The 17,453-nt window shown below is 73.2% G+C and carries 18 protein-coding genes; 6 read left to right on the forward strand and 12 right to left on the reverse strand.

Annotated features, from left to right (window positions below; genetic code table 11):
- Positions 1 to 23: 23 nt before the first annotated feature.
- The 5 genes from L3078_RS05985 to L3078_RS06005 all read right to left on the reverse strand — a co-directional run bounded on the left by L3078_RS05985 (position 24) and on the right by L3078_RS06005 (position 4,559).
- Positions 24 to 578, reverse strand: a complete 555-nt coding sequence (locus L3078_RS05985; protein ID WP_239751553.1) for a hypothetical protein — start codon at positions 576 to 578, stop codon at positions 24 to 26.
- Positions 575 to 907 (reverse strand): hypothetical protein, encoded by a 333-nt coding sequence (locus L3078_RS05990; protein ID WP_239751555.1) that lies wholly within the window; start codon positions 905 to 907, stop codon positions 575 to 577. Before L3078_RS05990 ends, L3078_RS05985 begins: the two co-directional genes overlap by 4 nt.
- On the reverse strand, positions 900 to 2,696 hold the full coding sequence (locus tag L3078_RS05995) for a hypothetical protein (protein WP_239751558.1): 1,797 nt from the start codon (positions 2,694 to 2,696) through the stop codon (positions 900 to 902). Before L3078_RS05995 ends, L3078_RS05990 begins: the two co-directional genes overlap by 8 nt.
- Before the next feature lie 56 nt (positions 2,697 to 2,752).
- Positions 2,753 to 3,220: a hypothetical protein gene (locus L3078_RS06000; protein ID WP_239751561.1), complete on the reverse strand. Its 468-nt coding sequence runs from the start codon at positions 3,218 to 3,220 to the stop codon at positions 2,753 to 2,755.
- A 181-nt stretch (positions 3,221 to 3,401) separates the two neighbouring features.
- Positions 3,402 to 4,559: an FUSC family protein gene (locus L3078_RS06005; protein ID WP_239751564.1), complete on the reverse strand. Its 1,158-nt coding sequence runs from the start codon at positions 4,557 to 4,559 to the stop codon at positions 3,402 to 3,404.
- A gap of 441 nt (positions 4,560 to 5,000) precedes the next feature.
- Between L3078_RS06005 and L3078_RS06010 the strand changes: the two genes are divergently transcribed.
- The 4 genes from L3078_RS06010 to L3078_RS06025 all read left to right on the forward strand — a co-directional run bounded on the left by L3078_RS06010 (position 5,001) and on the right by L3078_RS06025 (position 7,894).
- Entirely contained in the window at positions 5,001 to 5,639 is a 639-nt protein-coding gene (locus tag L3078_RS06010; protein ID WP_239751565.1) for an SDR family oxidoreductase, read from the forward strand.
- Positions 5,640 to 5,811: 172 nt separating this feature from the next.
- A complete protein-coding gene (locus L3078_RS06015; RefSeq protein WP_420864161.1) occupies positions 5,812 to 6,471 on the forward strand; it encodes an ANTAR domain-containing protein in 660 nt (219 codons plus the stop codon).
- Between the two features lie 283 nt (positions 6,472 to 6,754).
- Positions 6,755 to 7,636, forward strand: a complete 882-nt coding sequence (locus L3078_RS06020) for an SDR family oxidoreductase (protein WP_239751573.1) — start codon at positions 6,755 to 6,757, stop codon at positions 7,634 to 7,636.
- A gap of 87 nt (positions 7,637 to 7,723) precedes the next feature.
- Complete coding sequence (locus L3078_RS06025; RefSeq protein ID WP_239751575.1) at positions 7,724 to 7,894, forward strand: hypothetical protein; 171 nt, start codon at positions 7,724 to 7,726, stop codon at positions 7,892 to 7,894.
- 161 nt (positions 7,895 to 8,055) lie between these two features.
- Here L3078_RS06025 and L3078_RS06030 read toward each other — a convergent pair whose 3' ends face one another.
- Together L3078_RS06030 and L3078_RS06035 are read right to left on the reverse strand one after the other, a co-directional pair.
- Complete coding sequence (locus L3078_RS06030) at positions 8,056 to 8,619, reverse strand: hemerythrin domain-containing protein (RefSeq protein WP_239751577.1); 564 nt, start codon at positions 8,617 to 8,619, stop codon at positions 8,056 to 8,058.
- 218 nt (positions 8,620 to 8,837) lie between these two features.
- A complete protein-coding gene (locus L3078_RS06035; protein ID WP_239751579.1) occupies positions 8,838 to 9,692 on the reverse strand; it encodes a GNAT family N-acetyltransferase in 855 nt (284 codons plus the stop codon).
- A 185-nt stretch (positions 9,693 to 9,877) separates the two neighbouring features.
- Between L3078_RS06035 and L3078_RS06040 the strand changes: the two genes are divergently transcribed.
- Positions 9,878 to 11,572 carry a dolichyl-phosphate-mannose--protein mannosyltransferase gene (locus tag L3078_RS06040; RefSeq protein ID WP_239751581.1) on the forward strand — a complete coding sequence of 565 codons (1,695 nt, stop codon included), beginning with the start codon at positions 9,878 to 9,880 and terminating at the stop codon, positions 11,570 to 11,572.
- 22 nt (positions 11,573 to 11,594) lie between these two features.
- Here L3078_RS06040 and L3078_RS06045 read toward each other — a convergent pair whose 3' ends face one another.
- From L3078_RS06045 to L3078_RS06065, 5 genes are read right to left on the reverse strand one after another with little or no spacing between them, the layout of a single operon-like run.
- On the reverse strand, positions 11,595 to 12,176 hold the full coding sequence (locus L3078_RS06045) for a hypothetical protein (RefSeq protein WP_239751583.1): 582 nt from the start codon (positions 12,174 to 12,176) through the stop codon (positions 11,595 to 11,597).
- Positions 12,173 to 13,555, reverse strand: coding sequence for a hypothetical protein (locus tag L3078_RS06050; protein WP_239751585.1), 1,383 nt, complete (start codon positions 13,553 to 13,555; stop codon positions 12,173 to 12,175). The genes L3078_RS06045 and L3078_RS06050 overlap by 4 nt, the downstream gene beginning before the upstream one ends.
- Positions 13,552 to 14,385 carry an ABC transporter ATP-binding protein gene (locus tag L3078_RS06055; RefSeq protein ID WP_239751587.1) on the reverse strand — a complete coding sequence of 278 codons (834 nt, stop codon included), beginning with the start codon at positions 14,383 to 14,385 and terminating at the stop codon, positions 13,552 to 13,554. Before L3078_RS06055 ends, L3078_RS06050 begins: the two co-directional genes overlap by 4 nt.
- Positions 14,382 to 15,218 (reverse strand): zf-HC2 domain-containing protein, encoded by an 837-nt coding sequence (locus tag L3078_RS06060; RefSeq protein WP_239751589.1) that lies wholly within the window; start codon positions 15,216 to 15,218, stop codon positions 14,382 to 14,384. The genes L3078_RS06055 and L3078_RS06060 overlap by 4 nt, the downstream gene beginning before the upstream one ends.
- Positions 15,215 to 15,775 (reverse strand): RNA polymerase sigma factor, encoded by a 561-nt coding sequence (locus L3078_RS06065; protein ID WP_239751592.1) that lies wholly within the window; start codon positions 15,773 to 15,775, stop codon positions 15,215 to 15,217. Before L3078_RS06065 ends, L3078_RS06060 begins: the two co-directional genes overlap by 4 nt.
- Positions 15,776 to 16,141: 366 nt before the next feature.
- On the opposite strand from L3078_RS06065, the gene L3078_RS06070 reads away from it, so the two are divergent.
- A complete protein-coding gene (locus L3078_RS06070) occupies positions 16,142 to 17,332 on the forward strand; it encodes a carboxylate-amine ligase (protein WP_239751594.1) in 1,191 nt (396 codons plus the stop codon).
- Positions 17,333 to 17,453 lie beyond the last annotated feature (121 nt).

The raw sequence follows: 17,453 nt of genomic DNA on the forward strand, positions 1-17,453 counted from the left end.
GGCTCTCCGGAGTGCCGTTGCCGTCAGTCGGGGGTGACGATGCGCCGTCGGCCGGTGGGCTCGTACCAGCCGGCCGGGGGCGGGGCGGCGGGTTCGGACAGCACGGCGGTGAGGGGGTTGTCGCGCAGGGTACGGCGCCGGGTCTCGACGGCGTGCGGGTCGGCGCCCTCGGCGAGCAGCGCCCCCACGCCCCGTTCGAGTTCCTCCTGGAGCAGGCGGGTGTGCTCGTCCATGAGGGTCGCCATGCGGGCGCGGAAGTCGGCGGGCAGGCTCGGGTGGGTGACGACGGAGCGGACGGAGCGCAGCACGTCACGGCCGCGGGTGAGGGCCCGGCCGACGGAGAACTCGTCGGCCGCGTCGTTCACCTCACGCACCATCAGGTCCAGTCCGGCCTGGAGGCGCCGGTCGACGGCGGAGGCGATACGGGTCAGCAGCCGCTGCCACGTGTCGGCGGGCAGGTCGTCCGGCGACAGCGCGGGCAGGTCGAGGGGGTCGGTGCGGGCGCCGTCGGCCCACTCGTCCAGGGTCCGGGCCCAGCTCCGGTAGGCGCTGTCACCGCCCCACCGGGCCCCGTTCACAGGTCCCTCGAGGGCCGGCGTACGAGCTGTTCGCCGGGCGGCAGGGGCTCCCAGGCCGGGAGGTCGGTCACGGTCCGCCGCAGCCGCCGGGTGACGGGTTCCGGTGCGGGCTGCCCCGGCGGGTGCGCCGGCGCCGAGGCCCAGGGGGCAGGTGCGGCGGGCGGGGTGGTGGACGCGGGCGGCGGTGCCGCGTCCGTGTCGCGCTGGTCGGGGACGGCGGGGGGCCGGTCCGGCCTGGGGGGCGCGGCGAGCGGGCGCAGGTGCTCCGGGACCTCCGGTCTGAGCCAGGGCGGCGTCGCGTCCGCGGAGAAGGCGAGATCGTCACTCATGGTCGTTTCCTCTCGTGCCGGCGACGCGGCCCTCGAACGGGGAAGGTGCGTGGGTGGCGGTGTTCAGGGACGCGATGAAGGCGCGGGCCTCGGCCTCGACGAAGTCGGCGGCCCAGTACCGCTGTTGCCAGTCGGTGAGCTCGGCGTGGGCGCCCCGGAGCCGGGTGAGGGCCTCCGACATGTGCCGGCTGAGGAGCTCGCGGGCCTTCTCCTGCGCGGTGCGCGCGGCGTCGGCGCGGTTGTACAGGACGATCCCCCAGATTCCTCCGACGGCGATGGCCGCGAGGAGGGCGAAGCCGACGTGGACGCCGAGGAAGATCATGAGGATGCCGGCGACCGTGGCACCGAGGAGGGCGAGGGAGGAGGTGTAGTTGTAGGCGAGGGACTTGACGTACAGGTCGACGTAGCCGCTCCAGTGCCGGGTCAGCGACGCCTCCAGATCGGGCAGGTCGTCGGTGAGCGGCTTGGTCCAGGTGGTGAGCTTGAAGCGCTGGGTGCCGTGGCTGACGCCGTAGGTGTTGCGCAGCGAGATCTCGATCTTCGGGGGCATGGCGGCCCGGTAGTCGCGGCTGAATCCGGCGTGCGCCTGCGCGAACCACTCCTGGCACGATGCGACGGCCATCCGCTGCGCGGCGGGTGAGGCGCCCACGGCCGCGGGGTCCAGGGCGGCGACGGACTGCACACTCAGGTAGTTGCGGGTCTCGTCCAGTGCCTCGGAGCGCATGTCCGCCTCCTGGCGCGCGGCCTCCTCGTCCCCGTCGTGGCGCACGATGGCCTCGTTGAGCAGCAACTTGCGTTGCAGGGGGAGTTCTTCCTCGTCGGAGTTGCGGACCAGGCCGTCGAGGATGTCGTCGACCGTGTCCTCCAGGTTGGTGGCGGGGAGGAGTTCGCTCTCCATCAGGGTGCGGAAGCGTTCGAGGAGGGCCTCGTGCGCGCGGGCGCGGGCGAGGAGGTCGTCCAGCACGGGCCACTGGGGGCACACGTCTGCCAGGCGCGGGAAGTCGTCCTCGGCGGACGGGGCCCGCAGAGAGTCGATCTCCTGACGCCAGCGTCCCACCTGGGCGGTGCGTACGGCGTCGTCGTCCAGCAGGCGCCGGCGCCACTCCTCCAGGGTCTCGCCGAGCAGTTGGCGGCCCGCGGCTCCGAAGGCGCCCTGGGAGACGCACTCCAGGACGACCTGGAACTCCCGGCCGAGGACCCGGGGGTCCTGGCCCTCCAGATAGTGCCGCAGCCAGCGGACGGACGCCTCCTGCCGTCCCTGTCTGCGCAGGATCAGCGCGAAGAACAGGGAGGTCTTCGACGTGGAGCGCCGGAACGCCTCCTCCACGGCCCGTGCGCACAGGGCCTCGTCGTCGCCCGCCCACGCGGCCAGCCCCACCAGGGCGGGGGCGAGCCAGTAGCGCGGCGTCTGGATCATCAGCTCCTCGCTGACCTGGCGGACCGTCTCCTCCTGGACGAGCCCGGTGTCGAACGCCTGGAGGATGCCGGTGGCGGAGCGGCGGACGACCTTGTGGTGGCCGTACTTGTGCTCGATCTCGTCGTTGATCTGGACGATCCGGACCTCCGCGCGTTGGGCGGCGGCGATGCGTTCGGTTCTTCCGACGAACTCCAGGAACCTGTCGTAGAGCAGGTCCAGACGGTTCTTCGTCTGGACCTGTACGGCCTTGACGTCCCGTACCTCTCCGTCCACCTGCTCGATCTGACCGCCGAGCGAGCGGACGGAGAGGTCGAGTTGACGCTCCAGGCTTTTGATGCGGCTGATGATCGGGCCGAGGTTGATCTCGCTCACGCGGGTCTCCGTTCCGTGCGGTGCGGTGCCGTGCTGCTGTGCCGGCGTGCGGCGCCTCAGGGCCTGACGACGCTGCCGTCGGGCAGCACGGGCAGGACCAGCCCGTCGGCGTACACCTCGATGAACGCGTACGCGCCCGAGCGGGCCAGCATGCGGGCGGCGTCGAACGGCGGCGGCATCACGTCGTGGGCCGCGCAGTGCTCCTGGATGCGCCCGTCGAGCCCGAGCCGATGGTCCACGTAGGGGGAGCCGAGCAGGCAGGCCGCGACGAATCCCACGGGCACCGGCGCGCCCCGGCCGACGTACTGCTCGTGCAGCCAGTCGGCGATGTCCCGGACCGAGGCGTCGTCCACGGCGGCGTCCAACCGGCGCAGGCGGCCGAGGAGTTCGGATGTCCGGGTGGCGAACAGCTCCCGGGTCGCGGCCGGTCCCGGTGTGTACGGCGCGACGGTCCGGGCGGCGCCGTGCGCGACGGACGCGCCCGGCGGGACGACGACGCGGCGAGGCCGCTCAACGGAACCCATGAAATGCCCCCCTGCTGAACATGGACCGACAGGCGTCCCATCGGTGACGCGCGGTATCCGAAGGGTAGTGACGTTCCGTCAACTACGCCTAAGTTGAGCGGTATCCATCGACAATGACCGTTTACTACCCGGATAAGTACCGGATAACTACCGGGCCTCGCGCCGTGACCACTCCGTGGCCTCAGTTCTGGACGAGTTGGTCGGCGAGGCGGTGGGCCTGGGCCAGCAGCGTCCCGTACGTCACCAGCGCGTCGGGGTCGTCGGCGACGGCGCCGGGCAGCCGCGCACGGAAGTCGTCGAGGGTGCGGTGGAGTTCCGCGACCGTCTCGCGGAGTTCCTCCGCCCCGGCGTCGTCGGGGCCGCCCGGGGCGAACCGGGTCCGTCCGTAGAGGCTCACGGCGCGGGCGGTGCGGTGCAGGAAGTCCGCGTAGGGCCGGGCGATCGCCGCGTCCGGGCGGGTTGCCTTCCCCCCGCCGTCGGCTGCCTCCCACACCGTTCGGGTCACGCCCGAGGTGTGGACGGCCACATGGTCGAGCACGGCCAACGCGTCGGCGTACGCCTTGCCGGGCGGGGCGGTGGCGTGCCTGCGGCGTCCCCACGGATTGACCCGCATGCTCTCCTGGCTCCAGCCGATGGCCTGCCGGGCCTGGTCGACCAGACGCCCCAACCGCAGTGCGCGCTCGTGCCACTCCCCCGCCTGGTGCCCCTCCCACTCACCGGAGGCCAGCCCGTCCGCCACCGAGTCCAGGATCGCCTCGGCCTCCTGGGCGGCGTCCCGCAGCGCGGCGCGGGTGTCGCGGAGATACACCGGGGGCCTGATCAGCGCGTTGACCGCGACGCCGACCAGCGCGCCGAAGACCGCCTCCGCGATGCGGGCGGCCGACGCGGCGACGGTGACCTGACCGCCGGTCAGCACGAAGAGCGCGCCGGTGGCCGCGTAGACGCCCTGGCTCCCGAGCCGTTGCCACTGGCCCAGCAGCAGCACCGTCGGCAGCACCAGGGCCATCGTGACCAGCGTGTGGTCCATCAGCAGCGCCACGGCGGTGGCCACCACCGTGCCCACCGCGATGGCCCCCAGCTGCTGCAACCCGTGGGCGAGCGACCGGAACACCGTCGACTCCACCAGGACGACCGCCACCCAGGGCGCCACGAACGCCATGGGGGCCGCGAGCCACCAGCCCGCGACCGCCCAGGCCACCCAGGCGGCCAGCGCCGCCTTGCCGGCCTGCGCCACCAGGTCCCGTTCCCGGCCCGGTCCCGCCCACGCCATCCGCACCGTCCGCACGGCGGCCGCCCCGCGCCGCCGCGCCTCCCGCATCACCCTGCCGGTCCACTCCATGCCCCACCAAGTGCCACGTCAGCGGCGAGCCGCACCTGCCGATCGCGATGTCTCGGCGGCCGGACCCGGATCCGCGGCGCTTGGTCCGCGCCGTGTTGGGAACGCGATGCGCGCAAGCACGGCGCGGCCCGGCCGACGGCGCCCCGCCGTGGACAGCACCGGCGAAAGGCACACCTTGCCCTCCCAGCACGAACAGCCCGCACCGCAGGTCGCCGCCGAGCCCTCCCCGCCCTACGACACAGACAAGCAGCGGCGGCCCGGACTGGAGGCCGACATGCGCACCGCGCCGCGCTACCGGGCGGACCGGTACCGCGCCGCCGGAAAACTCGAGGACAAGGTCGCCCTGATCACCGGCGGCGACTCGGGTATCGGACGGGCGGTGGCGCTGCTCTACGCCAGGGAGGGCGCCGACGTGCCGTCGTCCATCTGCCGGACGAGCGCGTGGACGCGGAACAGGTACGGCGGGAGGTCGAGGAGCAGGGCCGGCGCTGCCTGCTGCTGCCGGGCGACCTCAAGGACGCGGAGTTCTGCCGGGAGGCCGTGGAGCGGACCGTGGAGGAGCTCGGCGGGCTGAACGTCCTCGTGAGCAACGCCGCCTACCTCAACAGCAAGCTCGAACTGGAGCAGCTGACCGCCGAGGACTTCGACCGGACGTTCAAGACCAACATCTACGCCTACTTCCACCTCGTCATGGCCGCCCTGCCCCATCTCGGCCCGGGGGACGCCGTCATCGCCACGGCCACCGAGGAGGCGCTCAAGGGCAGCACCACGATGATCGACTACGCGGCGCCCAAGGCCGCGCTGATCACGCTCAGCAAGTCGATCGCCCCGCATCTGGCCAAGCGCGGCGTCCGCGCCAACGTGGTGGCCCCGGGCCCGACCTGGACCCCGCTCAACGAGGCGGACCAGCACATGCCGCCCGAGGGTCTGGCCCGGATCGGCAGCGAGGCGCCCCTCGGCCGCGCGGCACAGCCGGAGGAGATCGCGCCGACGTACGTCTATCTGGCCTCCGACGCCGACTCCAGCTACACCGTCGGCGAGGTCATCGCCGTGACCGGCGGCATCGTCGACACCCGGTGACCTCGCGCACGCCGTGACGACGGTGGCGTACCGCGCCCCGCCCCCGGGAAGACGGCTGAGGCGGCTGTCGTAACCGCCTCCGCACGGGGCTCGCGTGCGAGGCTGGGTACGAGTGCTTTCCGGGCCGGGGTGAACGGAGGACGGTGTGGACTGGGATCGGTTCGCCCAGCAGATGGCGGCGATGGCGCGCGACCTGCTGGCCCAGCCTTCGGTCGACGCCACACTGCGGCGGATCTCGACCTCGGCGATCGAACTGGTGGAGGGCTGTGACGCGGCCGGCATCCTCGTGCTGCGCGGCACGACGGTGGAGACGCTCGCCCCCACGGACCAGCTGGTCGTCGAGAGCGACCGGCTCCAGGAGCGGCTGCGGGAGGGCCCCTGCTTCGACGCCGCCCGTGATTCGGAGGGTGACCGGGTCTTCCGTATCTCCGATTTCTCCGCGGAGCAGCCGCGCTGGCCCGTCTACGCCCCGGAGGCCCGCCGTCTCGGTGTGGGCAGCATGATGGGCTTCCTGCTGTTCACCGAGGACGAGGACCTCGGCGCCCTGAATCTCTACTCCCGCAAGCCGGGCGCGTTCACCGAGGTCAGCGAGTTGGCCGGCTGGCTGCTGGCCTCGCACGCGGCGGTCGCGTTCTCCAGCGCGCGTACCCATGCCCAACTGGAGCAGGCCGTCGCCACCCGGCATGTGATCGGCGAGGCCATGGGCATCCTCATGGGCAGCCACCACCTGACCGAGGACCAGGCGTTCGACGTCCTGCGCCGCTTCTCGCAGGAGCACAACATCAAGCTCCGTGAGGTCGCCCGCCGGGTCTGCGAACAGGGCGGCCTCTGACGTCGGAGCCCGTCGAGGGGGACGGCTCCTCCGGCACGCTGTCAGAACCAGAGAAGCCTGGCCGGGCCGGCCCCCAGGGGAGCGCCGCCGAAACTCGGCCTATCCACCAAGTCCCCCCGCCTCGGCTCCCCACACCCCGGAACCCCGACCACTCGCGCACCGCGGTCCGGGCGCGACCGGCGCCGGCGTCCGCGCGGCGTCGACCAGGTCGGCGCGGGTACCCGGCACGGGTCACGCGGGGGCGACCGTCCTCCGCCCACCCACCCGACGAAGGGCCGTACCCATGAACGACGACGTGCGGAACCCGGTCGAGCGGCACCCACGGCCGGACCTCCCGCAGCAGGACCAGGACCATCCCGGCTGGACCGGGCCGATGGACCCGCCGCCCGACCACGGCGAGGAGTCCTACCGGGGCAGCGGACTGCTCAGGGACCGTAAAACGGTCCTGACCGGCGGTGACTCCGGGATCGGCCGGGCGGTGGCCCTGGCCTACGCCCGGGAGGGCGCGGACGTCCTCTTCACCCATCTGCCGGAGGAGGCCGAGGACGCCCGCGAGACGGTACGGCTCGTCGAGGAAGCCGGACGGAAGGCGATCGCCGTCCCCTGCGACATACGCGACGAGGAGCAGTGCCGCGGTCTGGTCGAGCGGGCCGTCGCCGAGTTCGGCCGGATCGACGTGCTGATCAACAACGCCGCGTACCAGATGGCACAGCCCGACGGTATCGGCGCCATCACCACCGAGCAGTTCGACCGGGTCGTGCGGACCAACCTCTACGGCATGTTCTGGCTGTGCCGGGCGGCCCTGCCGCACATCCCGGCGGGCGGTTCGATCATCAACACCACGTCCGTGCAGGCGTACAAGCCGAGTCCGCATCTGCTCGACTACGCCATGACCAAGGGCGCGATCGTGACGTTCACCCAGGGGCTGGCGCAGATGGTCGCGGCGGACGGCATCCGGGTGAACGCGGTGGCGCCGGGGCCCGTGTGGACGCCGCTGATCCCGGCGACGCTCCCGGACACACAGGAGTTCGGCAAGCAGGCGCCGCTGGGCCGGCCCGCCCAGCCCGCCGAGATGGCACCGGCGTACGTGTTCCTCGCCTCCGACCGGGCGAGCTTCGTCACGGCGGAGATCCTCAACGCCACCGGCGGCACCCCGCTGCCCTGAGGGCCGTTTGGCCGCCGTGTCACCGGGCACCCGTGGGCGCACAGCAAGAAGCGGTTCGTATTCGGTCCGGAAAGAAGATGAGACGCCGTGAGCACGCACACCGTCGAAAAGCTCGTCGTCCGCGAGAGCGGCTGGGCCGAGGCCCGGCGCCGGCGCGGGAAGGGCGTGCGCCTGTGCCTGCCCGCCCTGACGGACCGGGACGGCACGCGTGCGGCGAGGTCCGGGCCGGACTCGCACATCGTCAGGGGTGACGACTGACGGACGCCCGACGACTCACGTAGAAGTCGGACGTCGGGCCACGAGGGGTGACGCGAGGCAACGCGAGGCAGGGCGGGAACGACGGCGGCGGCCGGTGGAACCGGATTCACCTGGTTCCACCGGCCGCCGCCGTCGTTCCCGCGTCGGTCGTCCGTGTCAGTTCAGTCGTCCTTGCCCCGGCCGCTCAGCGCGTCGCGCATGCGGTCGACCAGGCCCATCCCGGGGGCGAGCAGCTTGTTGGCCGGCGGGGTGTCCGGGGCCGCCGGGTGCGGCCGGGTCGGGGCCGTCTTCTTGGCCGTGCGGACCTTGTCGCCGAGAGTGTTCAGGGCGTCCGCCGAGCAGGCCGCGCGCAGCCGGGGGAAGAGATTGTTCTCCTCGTCCCGGATGTGCGACCTGATCTCGCTCATCAGCTGGGTGGCCAGGAGGTCGAAGTCGGGGTCGTCGGCCTCGCACCGCTCCAGCGCCTTCATGGTGCGCTCGGCCTCGGCGTGGTCCTCCAGCTCACGGTCGGCGATCGCGTCGCCGTCCGGGAGGTGCTCGCGGACCGCCGGGTAGAGGTAGGCCTCCTCGGCGACCGAGTGACGCACCAGCTCGATGGTGACCTGGTCCATGTGCTGCTTGCGCTGGGGGTCCCCGGAGGGCAGTGCCTCGATCCGGCCGAACATCTCCTCGACTTCACCGTGGTCCGTGGTCAGTTCGTCGATGACGTCTCCACCGTGTCCCATGTCTCCCGTCCTCTCCTCGTATGACGCTTCCGCCATCCGTACCCGCGGGCCTCGTCAGGCCCTCGGCGCGACCCCGAGTACCCGCGAACGGCCCAGCCACGCGACCCTCCCGTGAAGGTCCCCGAGGGCGTTCTCCGAGCTCAGTGGCGGGCCACCAGTCGCAGCCGCGAGTGGGCCGCCCCGGCGACCGGCCCCGGCACCGGACCGTCGCGCGGCGGTTACGACCGGGCGGGCTGGTCGGCGATCAGGAGGGTGCAGTCGGCGGGGCGGAAGCCCAGGCGGGAGTAGAGGCGGGCCACGGTGTCCTGCGCGTAGGCGAGGAAGACGGTGTGCACCCCGTGGTCGCGGGCATGGGCGACCAGGGCCGTCGTGACGGCCGCGGCCAGGCCCTGCCGGCGGGCGGCGGGCAGTGTGCCGATGCCGCCGATCTCGGTGGTGCCGTCCATCGGGTGGTAGTGGCCGACGGCCAGCGGCGTACCGTCCGCGGCGACGGCGGCGACCAGCACCTTGTGCCCGGCGCGGAGCACGGGGCGGACCGTCTCCACGGTGCCGTCCGTGAGCAGTTCCCCGGCCACCGCCGCCAACCGGGCACGGCCCGCCGCGCCCACGGCGGTGCCCTCGTCGGCGAAGGCCAGCCGCGGCAGGGCCAGGGCGGCGGGCAACGCGGGGTCGTCGGCCGTCAGGGCCCGGACGGTCACCCCGTCCGGCACCGGCTGCGGGTCGACGCGGTGGTGCGGACCGAGCGCCATCAACGGGCGTTCCAGCACCGGAAGTCCGGAGCCCTCGATGCCGGCCCGCAGCGCCGGCGCCGACTCGGCCAGCCACTCGAACGCTTCCGGGACACCGAGTTCACGCTGCCGGGCCCGAACCCGGGCGATGTCGGCGGCACCGATCGCCGCGGCCCGCCCCGTGATGGGCTGAGCGTGCCCGGGCCCGCCGTAGTACGGGGCGCCCGGCTCCACGCGCACGAACAGCCGCAGCGGCCCGAACTCCTCGACCTCCGCGAACAGCGAGGGCACGGTGGCGTAGTAGCGCTCGATGCGGTCCCGCAGTGTCTCACTCACGTGCCGCATCCCACCACGGGGAGCCGCCACCCCGCATCCGGGATTCGCGGGCGGCGGTGGGCAGTTGACCGTCGGACGGACGTCGCCGTACGACACGGCTCGAACCGCACCTGCCAGCACTGATCGAACGCGTGCGCCCATTACGATCTCCAGGGCCATGTCCGCGCACCCGCCCGAAGGACTCTGTCATCACGATGCTTCACGGCCCCCGACCGACGACGGCGTCCGTCGAACGGATCGACCGTCTGCGCCCGTTCGGGTATGCGGGGCGGCCTAGGAGCGACCCGCGCGAACGGCTGGTGCCGCCCTTCCCGGAGCCGGGGACCCGGATCTGGGAACGCATGGGGCTCGGGCCGGAGCCCGCGTACCGGGTCGCGAGCGCGATGGGGTGGCTGGGGCCGCTGCTCGTCGCCATGCTGGCGGGAGCGATCCGCTTCTGGCGCCTCGGGCAGCCGCACGAACTCGCCTTCGACGAGACGTACTACGCCAAGGACGCGTGGTCGCTGCTGCGCCTCGGCTACGAGGGCACCTGGCCGGACCGCAAGATCGCCGACCCGCAGGTGCTGGCCGACCCGCAGGTGATTCCGCTCTCCGACCCCGGGTCCTTCGTCGCGCACCCGCCGGCGGGCAAGTGGGTGATCGCCGTCGGCGAGTGGATGTTCGGTCTGGAGCCGTTCGGCTGGCGCTTCATGACGGCCCTCCTGGGGACGCTGTCGGTGCTGATGCTGTGCCGCGTCGGACGTCGGCTGTTCCGTTCCACGTTCCTGGGCTGTCTGGCCGGCACGCTGATGGCGGTGGACGGAATGCACTACGTGATGAGCCGGACCGCGCTGCTCGACCTCATCGTGATGTTCTTCGTGCTGGGGGCGTTCGGCTGCCTGCTGCTCGACCGGGACCAGGCCCGGGCCCGGCTCGCGGCGGCGCTGCCGGTGCCCCCGGACGGGCATGTCCGCCCGGACGCGGACACGGGTGACCGTGCCGGTACGGGATGGCGCCCGTGGCGGATCGCGGCCGGGGTCTGTCTGGGCCTCGCCGCCTCGACCAAGTGGAACGGCCTGTACTTCCTGGTCTTCTTCATGGTCCTGACCCTGCTGTGGGACGTCGGCGCCCGCCGCGTCGCGGGGGCACGGCACCCCTACCGGGCGGTGCTGCGCAAGGACCTCGGCCGGTCGGTGCTCTCCCTCGCGCCGGTCGCCGTGGTGACGTACCTGGTGACGTGGACCGGCTGGTTCCTGTCCGACGACGGCTACGGGCGGCACTGGGCGGACGGCCGCGGCGGCGTCTGGTCGTGGATCCCCGCCCCACTGCGCAGCCTGTGGCACTACGAGGCCGCCGTCTACCGGTTCAACGTGGGGCTGGAGGCGTACCACAAGTACGAGTCGAACCCGTGGAGTTGGCTGGTCCTCGGCCGTCCGGTGCTGTTCACGTACCGGTCGCCCGAGCCCGGTGAGGCGGGCTGCCACGCGCTGACCGGCTGTTCCCAGGCCATCGTCGCCCTGGGGACGCCGCTGCTGTGGTGGACGGCGTGCTGCGCCCTCGGGTATCTGCTGTTCCGGTGGGCACTGCGCCGGGACTGGCGGGCGGGCGCCGTGCTGTGCGCGGTGGCCGCCGGCTACCTGCCCTGGTTCCTCTACCAGGAGCGCACGACCTTCGCCTTCTACGCCGTCGTGTTCGTGCCGTACCTGTGTCTGGCCGTGGCCATGACGCTGGGCGCGCTGCTGGGTCCGCCGGGCGCGGGTGCCGACCGCCGCAACCGGGGCGCGGTGGCGGTCGGCACCCTCGTCCTGCTCATCGTCTGGAACTTCGTCTACTTCTTCCCGATCTACACGGGCCTGACGATCCCGTATCCGGACTGGCGGGCCCGGATGTGGCTCGACACCTGGATATGAGTCCTCGACACCTGGACATGAGTCAGCGTCTCGGGCCCGCGAGGGCGTACACCGTGGTGCCGGTGACCGCGAGGGCCAGGGCCGTCCAGGTGGCCGCCGGCGTACCGGGCGGCAGCGTCATCCAGGTCGCGACCTCCGTCGGCACGTTCGTCGGGGGCGGGGCGAAGGCGGAGAACGACAGCCAGAGGACCGCCGGGGTCCACGCGTACGCGGCCCCGCACACCACCGCTCCGAGCGCGACGAGCCCCGCCAGCCCGGCGCTGTCCCGGACGACGAAGGCGGTCGCGGCCAAATCCGTGTCCGTCACCGCACCCACCGTGAGGAGCGCGGCGCCGACGACCGCGCCGATGAGCAGCACGTGTGCCGCCCTGCGGGGCCGCCAGTGGACGGCGGCCGCACGGTCCAGCGCGAGATCCTGCCCACCGAGCCCGATCGAGGCGGCCGTCACGCCGGCGACGAGGACGAAGACGGGCATCCTCGGATCGACCGGTCCCCCGCCGCCGTCCCGGGCGACCAGTGCCCACACCCCGACCGCGCTGATCACCACCGCGGCGAGCGACGCGGGCACCTGCCGGGAGCGCGCGTACAGGGTCAGCCATCTCATCGCGCGGTACCGCCGTCCAGGATGTCGAGCGGGTCGCCCGAGCAGGAGACCGCGGCGGTGCGCGCGGCCTTGACACGCGCGATCTGCTCGGACCACGGCAGGGCCTTGAGTTCCTTGAACACCGGGCCGGCCGTGGCCAGTTGGTCGGCCGGCGTGTGCAGCGCGCCGGGGAACGGCCGCAGATCCCCGAGGACCCAGCCCGCGACGACGCCCTGCGCGGCGAGTTCGCCGACCGTGCCGCTCTCGTTGGCGCTGCGGGCGAAGCAGATCGGTGCCATGCCCTGCCCGAGGAGGGCGCGTGTCAACTGCTCGCCCCGCACGTCACCGAAGACGCCGTCGCCGAAGTCGATGAGCACGGCCGTGCGTGACCGCTCCGGCGGGTCGAAGATCCCCCGTCGGGCGGTGCTCTCCCGGACGGACGTGGGTGCCTCGCCGCCGAGGGCGTCCCGCATGAGGCGCAACGCCTCCTTCCCGGGGCCCGCGAGGCCGGCCAGCCGGTCCTGGTGCACGGCCGCCACGCACACCGGTCCGTCGCAGACCTGGGCCGCCGCGGCCTCGTCGACGACATAGACCCGGCGCGGGTCGGCGGGCAGGACGAGCAGGGCGATCACCGCGCCCGCCAGGACCGGTGAGAGGGCGAGCAGCCGGGCGCGCGGCGACGCGGCGGCGAGCAGCGCGAAGCCGGTCACCGCCATACCGAGGAGCCACACCGTCTGGCCGAGGTGCACGGGGGCGGAGAGGGTCAGGAACACGTCGCGCACCTCGTCCACCGCCGGTGAGAGCAGCGTGATCCGGCTCGACGCCCACGTCGGCGCCGGCAACGCGGGCTCCGTCGACATCCGCAGCAGGTTGACGAAGACGAAGGCGGCCACGGCCAGCGCGGGCGGGGTCAGCGGGGAGGGGAGGTGGCGTCCGATCCCCATGCCGAGCAGGGCCCCCGCGACGAGCGCGAGCAGGGCGACCAGCGAGATCGGCAGCCAGCCGAGGTGCGTGTACTCGGCGGCGCCGACCACCTGGGCCGCGCCCAGGAGCACGACGAGTGCGAAGGCCGAGGTCACCGTGGCGGCCATGGCGCCCGCGGTGGTGGCCGCGCGGTGGTGTGCGGGCCGCGGGGTGCTCGTCAGCAGCTCGGACATGCGCGACCGGTGGTCGCGCAGCCCCTGGAGGGCGCCGAGCGCCAGGGCGAGCGGCCACAGGACGGCCAGCAGGAACCGGGTCCACAGGGCCATGGACGTCCACTGGCTCGTCCACAGCGCGGCGCCCTTCCACCACGGTCCGCTCACCAGGTACAGGAGCGTCAGGGCGACGCAGAAGGACAGCACGCCGGCCCAGGGGGCGACGGAACGCCTCAGTTCGATGCGCAGGACACGGCCGTTCACCAGGTGCCCCTTTCCTGGCGGGGGTCGAGCAGCAGCGCCGAGTAGCCGCGCTCCAGCGGGCTGTCGCCCACGTGGTCGGGTCCGCCCGCGGCGGCCAGCTCGTCCGGGGTGCCCTGGAAGACCAGTCGGCCCTCGGCGAAGAGCACCACGTCGGTGCAGGCGGCGGCGACGTCCTCCACGAGATGGGTCGAGACGACGACACAGGTGTCCGTGCCCAGCTCCTGCAACAGCTCGCGGAACCGCAGCCGTTGGGCCGGGTCGAGGCCGACCGTCGGTTCGTCGAGGAGCAGGATCGCGGGGTCGTTGACGATGGCCTGGGCGATACCGACGCGTCGCACCATGCCGCCCGACAGGGTTTTCATCCGCTCGTCGGCGCGGTCGGCGAGGCCGACCCGCTCGATCGCCCGCTGCACCGCACCGGGGATGTCCGCTTTCGGCACCTCCTTCAGCCACGCCATGTACTCGACGAACTCGCGCACGGTGAACCGTTTGTAGTAGCCGAACTCCTGCGGCAGATAGCCGATCCGGCGGCGCAGCGCCCGGTGTTCGCCGAGACCTCCGGCCTGCTCGCCGAGCAGTTCCAGGGTGCCCTCGGCGGGGCGCAGCACGGTGGCCAGCGCCCGGATGAGGGTGGTCTTGCCGGCCCCGTTGGGTCCGAGCAGGCCGTGCACGCCGGTGCCGAGCGACAGGTCGAGCCCGTCGACGGCCATCCGTTTCCGACCGGCCCTCACCTTCAGCCCCGTGGCCCGGATCTCCCAGGCGTAGGGCGTCGGCGCGAGGTCGGCCGCGGTCAGCGCGGACATCACGTGTGGTTCCTTCCGGTTGGTCATCGATGGGCTCCCAGCACGGAGTACGCGCCCCTGCGGGCGATCACGACACCGATACCGAGCGTGAGGATCAGTCCCCAGACGGGCAGGCCGTCCGCCCGGAGGGCGAGGGGGGTGCGGCCGGTGGCCAGGGCGGGCGCCACGACCACGACGGCCCACACCGCGACCAGCGCGAGGGCGGCGCGGGTCACGCCGACGACACCGCCGAGCGCGAGGGTCGTCGAGGTGAACGCCAGGCAGGGCAGCAGCCACTGGGCGGCCGTCACGCCCGTCGCCCATCCGCCCACGAACAGCGCGGGCACGACCAGGACGAGCACGGCCACGGTGCGCCGCAGCACCAGGGGCAGCCCAGCCCTGGGCACGGAGGCCGTCAACTCGTAGGCCGGGTCCAGGCCGCGTGACCAGGAGGCGGCCACGCCGAGCACGGGCAGGACGGGGGAGAGCAGCAGCACCAGTGACACCTCGCCGGGGCCGGAGCCGTCTCCCGTGCCGGGGTCGGCGAGGTCGAACAGCAGCGCGAGCAGGGTGACGCTCATGACCATGGCCAGCCACGGCACCGTCGTGGGCGTCAGCCACGTCGCGAGCCGGGCCCACAGCCGTCGGCGGCGGGGCATCCTGGCGGTGGCGGCGAGCCGGGGGTCGAGGTCGGCCCGGACGGTGCCGACCAGGGCGGTCACGGCGGGCGCGGTCACGGCGACGGCGGCCGACAGCCGGTCCCGGCAGCTCCGGCAGGCCTCCAGATGGGCCTCCAGGGCCCACACCTCGTCGGCGGCGAGGTCGGTGTCGCCGCGCGCGTAACCGTCGATGAGCCGCGTCGAGGCGTGTTCCACGCTCATGCCAGGGCCTTCCGCATCTCGGTCCGGGCCCGTCGGGCCCGGGTCTTGACCGTGCCCTCGGGCACGCCGAGCAGGACCGAGGTCTCCCGGACGGTCAGTCCGTCGAGCACCATGGCCTGCAGTACCGCTCTGAGTTCGGGTGCGAGGCGGCGCAGCGCGTCCCCGACGTCGCCGCCGACGGTCGCGGCGAGCGCCTCGTCCTCGGCGGCGGGCGCCACGGGGTGCGCGGCGGCCGCGGGCGGGGGTTCCGCGTGGTGGGCCCTGCGCCGGAACGCGTCGACGAGACGGCGGGCGGCGATCGTCCACAGCCAGCCGACGGCGGTCCCCCCGACGGCGGCCCCGGCGAACGCGCCCGCCGCGCGCCATACCGCCAGATACGTCTCCTGCATGACCTCGGCGACGATCTGCTCGTCGGCGCAACGGCGCCGCAGCCGGACCGCCAGCCATGGCGCGGTGCGCCGGTACAGCTCGTCGAACGCCGCGCGGTCGCCCTTGGCCACGAGCCGGACGAGGCGCTCCTCGTCCGGCTCGCCCGCTGCCTTCCTGAGTGATCTCACACCCCCTAGACGTGGGGTCCGCGTGAGGGGTTTTCCGTTCCGCGTGATCCCCGTCACACCCCGAGGGGCCCCGGACCGTCGAGGGAGATGGCCAAATCCGCAGTCACGGTCACCGTCGCGGTGGGGTACTCCTGAAGTCCTGGTTCGTTCTGCCTTCACCCTCACGTCGATCGGCGACCGCCGCCTTCGACACCGCCCGCCACATCCGTCACCGCGACCCCCTCGGCACCGCTCGCACGGTGATGCGTTGGCGGCAGAAGTGCAGAGATGGGACTATTTGTGCGTTTGTCGGGAACTCGCACCACGCAGCGGTCGTCGACGGGCTCAGGCCCGGAGAGCGATCTCGGTACGGATGAGGGAGAAGCCGTGACCGTTCGTGTAGGCGTAGAGGAAGAGTTTCATGTTCTGGACGCGGAGAACGGGCGGCTGGTCCCCGGGGCCGGCGCGGTTCTCGGCCGACTCCCCGGACCCGAGTTCAAAGCCGAGCTCCAGCGGTCCGCGGTGGAATGGAACAGCCCCGTCCACTCGGCGCTCGACTCCCTGCACGACGATCTGCGCGGGGCACGGCGCCGGCTGGACGACGCGGCCACCGGGCTCGGCCTGGCCGTCGTCGCGGCCGGGACCGTACCGTTCGCGCGGGTGACGCCCGGGGACGCGACCCCCGATTTCCGTTACCGGGCGCTGGTCGACGAATACCGGAAGGTCGCCGACGAGCAGCTCGTGTGCAGCGCGCAGGTCCATGTCGACGTGCCCGACCGGGACACGGCCGTCCGGGTCATGTGCGGTGTCTCGCCGTGGCTGCCCCCGCTGCTGGCCCTGTCCGCCAGCTCGCCGTTCTGGCTCGGCGCGGACACGGGCTACGCGAGCTGGCGCACGATGCTGTGGCAGCGCTGGCCCACCGCCGGGCCCGTCGGCTGCTTCGGCGGGGCCGCCGACTACGACGCCGCGGTCGAGGACCTGATCCGCTCCGGCGTGATCAAGGACCCGGGGATGGTCTATTACGACCTGCGGCCGAGCGAACACCAGCGGACCCTGGAGCTGCGCATCTGCGACGCCTGCCCGCGCGCCGAGACGGTCGTCCTCATAGCGGGCCTCTTCCGGGCCCTCGTCGAGGACGCCAAGGCGGGCCTGGAGCAGCCCGGCGCGGGCTGCGACGGCAGGCACGAATGGCTGAGGGCCGCGGTCTGGCGGGCCGCCCAGGCGGGTCTGGAGGGCACCCTCGTCGACCCGGTCACCCGCGTCGCCGCGCCCGCCCCCGAGGTGGTGCGGGCCATGGTGAGCAGGCTGCGCCCGGTCCTGGAGGCCCTCGGCGACTGGGACACCGTCCGCACCCTCACCGAGGAGGCCCTGGCCCGGGGCAGCGCGGCCCACCGGCTGCGCGGGGTCGCCGAGCAGGAGGGCATGCTCGCCTGCGTGCGGGCGGCGGTCGCCGAGACGCGGGGCGATTACGGGCAGGGCACCGGCCCCGGAGCCGTCCGCCGGCCCGTGACCGCGGCCGGTGGGGCCGGCCCCGCCGGGACCTCGGCGGCGTACTCGGTCGAGTCCGTCGGCGGCTGACATCCGAGCGGCGGCGTGAGGGGCAGGCACCGGCTCTCGCGCCCCGCGACACGGCGCGGAACGCCCGACGCGGCAGCGTCCTCCGCCCGTGGTGCCGGTGCCACCGTGATCAAGGAGTGGC

Source organism: Streptomyces deccanensis (assembly GCF_022385335.1).
In the GTDB taxonomy this organism is placed as follows: Bacteria; Actinomycetota; Actinomycetes; order Streptomycetales; family Streptomycetaceae; genus Streptomyces; species Streptomyces deccanensis.